Raw genomic sequence first — 6,294 nt, 5'->3', positions numbered from 1 at the left:
CTTTAAATTATAGTGGTATCTTTGCAAATGGAGTTCAATCTCATGCAGGGTATATTAGATTAGGAGTGTGGTGGTAGGAACTAAGATTGATTGAATTAAATTGGTTGGTTGAATTATTCACCAAATTCATTAATCAAATCAGATTTAATTCAATCATTGATTGATTGAATTCATTCATTGATTGATTTATTGATTAAATCATTAATGAATTGAATTGAATTGAAACAAATTAGACCGAATCAAATCAAATTGAAACAAATTTAATTTAATTCATTCATCTATTAATTGAATTTATTCATTGATTGAATCAGATTGAATTTAATTTATTGAATTGAATTAAAAAGACGAGATTAATTCTTTTAAAATTCTTGTAAAAGGCTTTAGAAATAAGATTAATCTATAAAGTTCTTGTAATAGATGAGAATTAATTTATTCAAGATACTTTTATAGATAAGCTTTGAATTAATAAAGAATAAGATTTAATCTATAAATCTCTTTTAGAAGATAAAATTAATTCTTTAAAGATTCTTTTACAAGATAGACTTTCATTTATCAAAGATTCTTTTATAGAATCTTTGCTTCTCTTTAATATTGAATTTAATAATAAGCTAGGCATTATTCTTTTGCTTGGCTTAGTTTGATAAGTGGAATATAGCTAATATAATTCAATATAAGATTAATGGATTGTTTAAAAACTTGAATTGTTAAGATATTCTTGGCATTTTTGAGGCAAGATTCCAAATATAGAATTTTAAAATTAAGGTTGCAGGTATGAATCTAGCTAATCAAAAAAGAAATCGCAAAGAATGGATTAAAAACCTAAAAAGTCAAATAATCGAGTTAGTAAGCACAGGGAAAACCGATAAAGAAATTAGAAAGCAAATCAAGCAAGAGTTTGCAAAATATTCAACCAAACTAGAAAGTATCATAAGTATAGTTTTCATTGCTTTGTTGGTTGCTGTTGTATTGCTTGGGGTGCATATTAGTTATACTATTTTGCTATGGGAAGCTAATATTTATGCTTATAGTGATGGAATATGGTCCCCTTATGTTTCAATGCTGCTTTTTGGTCTGGGGTGTGTGCTGTTGTTTGTAATTTTTAGTTTTTGGTTTGGGTTTTTTGTAGATTGGTTTTGTTGCAATAAAATCCTCAATGATTCCTTAGATGAAAATTTTTATTTGAAATTATTTAAAACTTTATTGATTTTGGCGTGTCTTGGGTTTATTATTTTTATGGTAATGATATTTGTAGTGGGGTGGCAGATTTCAGAATTTTATGGAATGCCTTTGGGGAGAAGCTTGTATGAAACTTTTATGGAGATTATAGATTGATTATAGGTATCAAACAAAGACTTAGAATATCTAGAATCGTAGATTTTGGAGTGTATTTGCAAAGTGGGCAAGAAGAGGTTTTGTTGCCTAAAAAATATGTTTTAGAAGATTCTAAAATTGGGGAAGAGATAGAGGTTTTTTTGTATCACGATTCAGAGGGTAGGGTGATTGCTACTACACTAGAGCCAAAAGCACAAAGGGGAGAAATTGCTCTTTTGAAAGTTGTTGGCAAAAATGAGTGGGGTTGTTTTTTGGATTTGGGGATTGCAAAGGATTTGTTTATGCCAACCAAAACTCCACATAAGTTTAATTTGGATTCGCAAGTGCTTGTTTTCATCACTACTGATAGAGAAAATCGCCTCATAGCAAAGAGCAATATAAAATCTTTTTTAAAAAGTTTCAAAGAAGCACCAAAAGGGCTTTATAAGGTTTCTAGTAAAGTAGAGATTGTGCCATTTAGGGAAAGTAATTTGGGCTATGAATGTGTAGTGGATGGCGAGTATTTGGGGCTTTTGTATAAAAATGAAATATTTAGTCAAATTGAGATTAATCAAAAGATAGAGGCTTTTATCAAAAGAATTTATCCAAATGGTAAATGCGATTTATCGCTAAAACTCCCTATGGCAAAGAAAGATACCACAAATGAAGCAAAAAAAGTGCTAGAGAGGCTAAAAGAGAGTGGCGGACATTTGGGATTGCATTATGATAGCGCACCACAAGAGATTACAGAGATTCTAAAAATGAGTAAAAAATCTTTTAAGAGTGCTTTAACTTGGCTTTTGGAGCAAGATAAAATTACCCTCAAAGCCAAAGAGGGAATTTGGCTAAAAGATTAGTTAGATTTCTGCTTCAAAAGTGCGTTGTTGGTTGAGTAGGTCAAGTGTGAAGATGTTATAGAGATTATCCACAATGATTTCTTTATTGCTATGAGTAGTGATTACAAAGCCCAAAAATTTACCATTTGCGTTATTAAGTCGTTCAATCATTTTTGCCCCTATCTCTTGTAAGCTGATGATATTATCGCCTTCTTTGATTCCATATTCTTTGAAATCAAGATTGTTAAGTTCTTTATTTGTCATACTTTGTGCTTCTAGGCTGATACTCGCTCTCTCGCCCTTTTTGGTGATATGTAATTCCCCTGTATCATTATAAAGCCCTTCAACTAAAATCTCCCTTCCTGAATCAAAACGCAAAGTGATTCTGCCATCTTTTTCTAACTTCATGGAAGTAACCGCATCTAAATCACTCATTGCTGCGATGGTTTCTTTCTGTTTTATGGGGTCGTTGATGGCGTTTTTAATCTCTTCAAACCTTGCCTCACTAAAGCCCATTCCAGTAATTTTCTCAAACTCTTCTTCAATGGCTCTCATCTCTGCGGATTTATCCATTTGGGCGATTTTGTCTTTGTATTCTTGGGCGACAAACTCATCATTTAAAAATTCTGCTTTTTTGGATTCAAAGCTTTCTTTGAAGCGATAATAATTATTATAAAGCTCATTAAAAGCCTCTGCATAGCCTTGCTCATAGTTTGTCTCTCTTGGGTGGTCTCTATACCAAGCCTCCTCAAACTCTCGGATATTCATACCCTCATATTTTGGCGTCCTAGAGCCATTATCTAGCCTATCAACGACATTAAACTCCTCTAGCACTTCTACTCCAGCTAAATTTGTCTTTTTGTAAGCAAAATTGGTAATAATATCCCCACTAGCAAAAAGGGCTTCATTGACTGCCTTGTCTTTGAGATTTATCCAACCCTCACTATCACCATAGGCTTCAAACATTGCCCGAATATCTTCCTGCTTGATTTGCTTGTATCTCTGCTCTGGGGGGAAGAGCTTCATCTCATCATCGCGATAGAGGCGAATATCCTCATAGGGATAAAAGCTATTAAGCGTCATTTTGCCATTAATCATAATTTGTCGATCTGTATGAAAGTTATCCCGCCATTCTTTGATTTGTGAGGCGTTATTTTTGTCATAGCCTTTGATAAAATCATACAAATCAATCGTGCCTACCACATCGCTTAAATTAGCAATTTTAGATTCACCATTGCCTTTATCGACTTTGATTTTGAGTTTAGAAAACATCTCATCATCTCGGTTTAAAAATCCATCACCATTGCTATCTAGCCTAAATAAATCCCCCATTTTTTGAATCTGACTAATCCCTAGGTTAGATTCCAAACCATCGCCAAAATAATCCAAATAGACTTCTGCTTGTCCCATTGCGGTTTTTAAGGTTTTGGATTGCCCTAAAGAATTGAGTTCTATATCGCTTATGTATCTATCAAGAACCTGTGAGGTTGAAAGATTTTTTTCAACTATACCCATTAAAGTATTTCTAGAATAACTACCATAGACTTTAGGGGTGGGCGTTCCGGATAAAAATTGCTCTACTTTTGTGTTGGCTAATTCTTGATTGATTTGCTGAATGCTCTTACCTTTCGTCTCTAGCTTCATACTTCCGCTTTTTAGATTTTGGATTCCCATTTGCGTGATATTCATAGCACTATCCTTAAAATCCTCTAATATCCACAACATAAATTGTGTAGTTATTATCCACATATACATCAAAATCATTTAAGGTTAGCGATGAGGGTTGCCCCATTATTGCTTTGTTGATTTCATTGATAAAAAGAGTGTTTAATCTAAACATTTTCGCCCCTTATTTTTATAAATATTTTGTTTATATCGGCATTTTTTAAACAAACTAAAATAAATTTTTACTTTTTGTTTTTGTTGCGTTTTTTGAGATGAATTTTAGGGATTTTTTGTTATCCTTTTTGTTTGACAAAATAAATAAGGAGAGGATATGAAAAAGAACATCGTGTTTTTCGAGGCAAGGGGCGGCAGCGACAAGGGACCTGATGGATATAGAAAAGATACTATGCCGATGGTAAATGCGCTAAAAGCTAAGGGCTGGAGCGCAGAAGTGGTGTTTTTTACCGATGAGATTTTGCGTGATGAAGCGGAGCGAAACAAAATCTATGAGCATGTCAAAAACACTGCTGATGGCTATGTCTCGCGTGTCAATCCGGGCAATCTCAAAGAGGAAAAGCTCTACTTTGATGTATTGCGAAAGCTGTGTGAATCTGGGCTAGTGGGTATGCCACACCCCGATGCGATGATAGGCTATGGTGCTAAGGACGCACTAACTAAGCTAGCTGATACACAGCTTGTGCCTAGCGATACCTATGCGTATTATGACCCTGCAGAGGCGAAGAGAATTGGCGTAGTATGGAGTGATAAGCACGATTTTAAAAAGACTTTTCCCAAAACTCTAGCCAAAGGCGAGAGAGTGCTAAAACAAAACCGCGGTTCCACGGGTGAAGGAATCTGGCGTGTGCGATTAGAATCTGCTAGTGAGTATGGCAAGCTAGATTCACTCCCGCTTGATACCAAAATCATCTGCACCGAGGCTAAAGACAACCACACAGAGGAACGAAGACTTGGTGAGTTTATGGACTTTTGTGAGCATTATTTGGTAGGCGATAATGGTATGCTTGTGGATATGACTTTCTTACCGCGTATCAAAGAAGGTGAGATTAGAATCTTAATGCTGTATAAAACACCTGTGTATGTTGTGCATAAAAAACCAGCCGAGGGTGGCGATGCGTTTTCTGCGACACTCTTTAGCGGGGCAAAGTACCGCTACGATGAGCCAAAGGATTGGCAAGCGCTTATTGATTGGTTTTTGGCACAACTCCCAGAGATTCGTTCTAAGCTCGGTAACTACGACTTGCCACTGATTTGGACAGCGGATTTTATCCTCGATACAGATGCAAATGGCAAGGATAAATATGTGCTAGGCGAGATTAACTGCTCGTGCGTGGGATTCACCTCTCCAGCGGAGTTTATGGAAAAAATAGCTGTTATGGTAGGCGATAATATCGTCAATATCGTGAGCGAGAAAAAGGCGTAAAATTTAAATTTCTTTAAAACTGCAATTTTAATTTCTAAAGCCATTTGGCTTTAGAAAACTTCTATACTTAAAATCAAATCATGCAAATAGCGGTAAATCGGCAAATTTCAAAACTCATTGGATTTCAAAATTACTCATTTTGTGTTTTCTTTGTAATTTTATAATCATTTAAGGAATTCATAATATTTTTTATCTTAGCATTTTTAAAAGCCAAGGAGTTGAAATGAAAATAAAAGTAGGCTTAGTGCAATTTTCTCCAAAATCTTACAATATCAAAAATAATATAAAAGAATCTCTTTCTTTGGCTAAGAGAGCTGCTAAAAAAGGTGCAAAACTAATTGTGTTGCCAGAACTTTTTGATAGCGGTTATTGTGTAGAAGATAAAGATAATGAATTTGCTATCAATTTCAGTGAAGATAGTTACACAATTAAAAAACTAAAAGAATTTTGCAAAGAAAATGATGTATATATAGTAGCCTCATCAATACAAAAAGAAAAAACAAAACTTTATGATAGTGCCTATATCGTCTCAAAAAATGGAATCTTAGATACTTATAAAAAAACTCATCTTTGGGGAGATGAAAATAAGAGGTTTGAAAGGGGAGATAGTTTCAAAGTTTTTGAAATTAATTTTGGGAATGCCTCTGTTAAGGTTGGTATTGGAATTTGCTATGAAATAGGCTTTGGCGAGATAGCTAGAGAATTTGCCCTAAAAGGTGCTAAGATATTGATTTATCCTTCGGCTTTTGGCAAACAAAGGCTTTATGTTTGGGATTTGGCAAGTAGGGCTAGGGCACTTGAAAATGGAGTTTTTGTCTTGGCTTGCAATAGAGGTGGCAAAGAAGTTAGCAAATTAAATGGCAAAATTTTAAGTTTTGCTGGACATTCTAGAATCATAAATCCTAAGGGAGAAATTATCAAAGAAATCAAAGATAAAAGCGGGGTTTGTGTGGTAAATCTCGATTTAAATGAGGTGGATTTGCAAAGAGAGAATCTGCCTTATTTGAGGGATTTAAATCTGACTCTGTTTAGGGGTTAATC

6 protein-coding genes are annotated in these 6,294 nt (G+C 34.5%); 4 read left to right on the top strand and 2 right to left on the bottom strand.

The features are described from left to right. Nucleotides 1–771 precede the first annotated feature (771 nt). Together JJQ98_RS05570 and JJQ98_RS05565 are read left to right on the top strand one after the other, a co-directional pair. Entirely contained in the window at nucleotides 772–1,332 is a 561-nt protein-coding gene (locus tag JJQ98_RS05570; RefSeq protein WP_005021198.1) for a hypothetical protein, read from the top strand. Then, entirely contained in the window at nucleotides 1,329–2,168 is an 840-nt protein-coding gene (locus JJQ98_RS05565; RefSeq protein WP_151104576.1) for a CvfB family protein, read from the top strand. Before JJQ98_RS05570 ends, JJQ98_RS05565 begins: the two co-directional genes overlap by 4 nt. On the opposite strand, the gene JJQ98_RS05560 is transcribed toward JJQ98_RS05565, so the two are convergent. Then, nucleotides 2,169–3,836, bottom strand: coding sequence for a hypothetical protein (locus tag JJQ98_RS05560; protein WP_151104577.1), 1,668 nt, complete (start codon nucleotides 3,834–3,836; stop codon nucleotides 2,169–2,171). It lies immediately after the preceding gene. A gap of 10 nt (nucleotides 3,837–3,846) precedes the next feature. Further along, nucleotides 3,847–3,987 (bottom strand): hypothetical protein, encoded by a 141-nt coding sequence (locus JJQ98_RS05555; protein ID WP_170252197.1) that lies wholly within the window; start codon nucleotides 3,985–3,987, stop codon nucleotides 3,847–3,849. 156 nt (nucleotides 3,988–4,143) lie between these two features. Here JJQ98_RS05555 and JJQ98_RS05550 point away from each other — a divergent pair, with 156 nt between their 5' ends. After that, nucleotides 4,144–5,253 (top strand): Cj0069 family protein, encoded by a 1,110-nt coding sequence (locus JJQ98_RS05550; RefSeq protein ID WP_005021194.1) that lies wholly within the window; start codon nucleotides 4,144–4,146, stop codon nucleotides 5,251–5,253. A gap of 223 nt (nucleotides 5,254–5,476) precedes the next feature. Further along, nucleotides 5,477–6,292 (top strand): carbon-nitrogen hydrolase family protein, encoded by an 816-nt coding sequence (locus JJQ98_RS05545; RefSeq protein ID WP_151104578.1) that lies wholly within the window; start codon nucleotides 5,477–5,479, stop codon nucleotides 6,290–6,292. Nucleotides 6,293–6,294: the final 2 nt, after the last annotated feature.

The organism is Helicobacter pullorum NCTC 12824, assembly GCF_017979475.1.
Classification (GTDB): Bacteria; Campylobacterota; Campylobacteria; order Campylobacterales; family Helicobacteraceae; genus Helicobacter_D; species Helicobacter_D pullorum.
This window is presented reverse-complemented; position numbering and strand designations above follow the sequence as displayed.

Excerpts from the sequence above, each read along its gene's own strand:
- JJQ98_RS05570 (WP_005021198.1), top strand. The coding sequence starts at position 772 with ATGAATCTAGCTAATCAAAAAAGAAATCGCAAAGAATGGATTAAAAAC.
- JJQ98_RS05550 (WP_005021194.1), top strand. The coding sequence starts at position 4,144 with ATGAAAAAGAACATCGTGTTTTTCGAGGCAAGGGGCGGCAGCGACAAG.
- JJQ98_RS05545 (WP_151104578.1), top strand. The coding sequence starts at position 5,477 with ATGAAAATAAAAGTAGGCTTAGTGCAATTTTCTCCAAAATCTTACAAT.
- JJQ98_RS05560 (WP_151104577.1), bottom strand. The coding sequence starts at position 3,836 with ATGAATATCACGCAAATGGGAATCCAAAATCTAAAAAGCGGAAGTATG.
- JJQ98_RS05555 (WP_170252197.1), bottom strand. The coding sequence starts at position 3,987 with ATGTTTAGATTAAACACTCTTTTTATCAATGAAATCAACAAAGCAATA.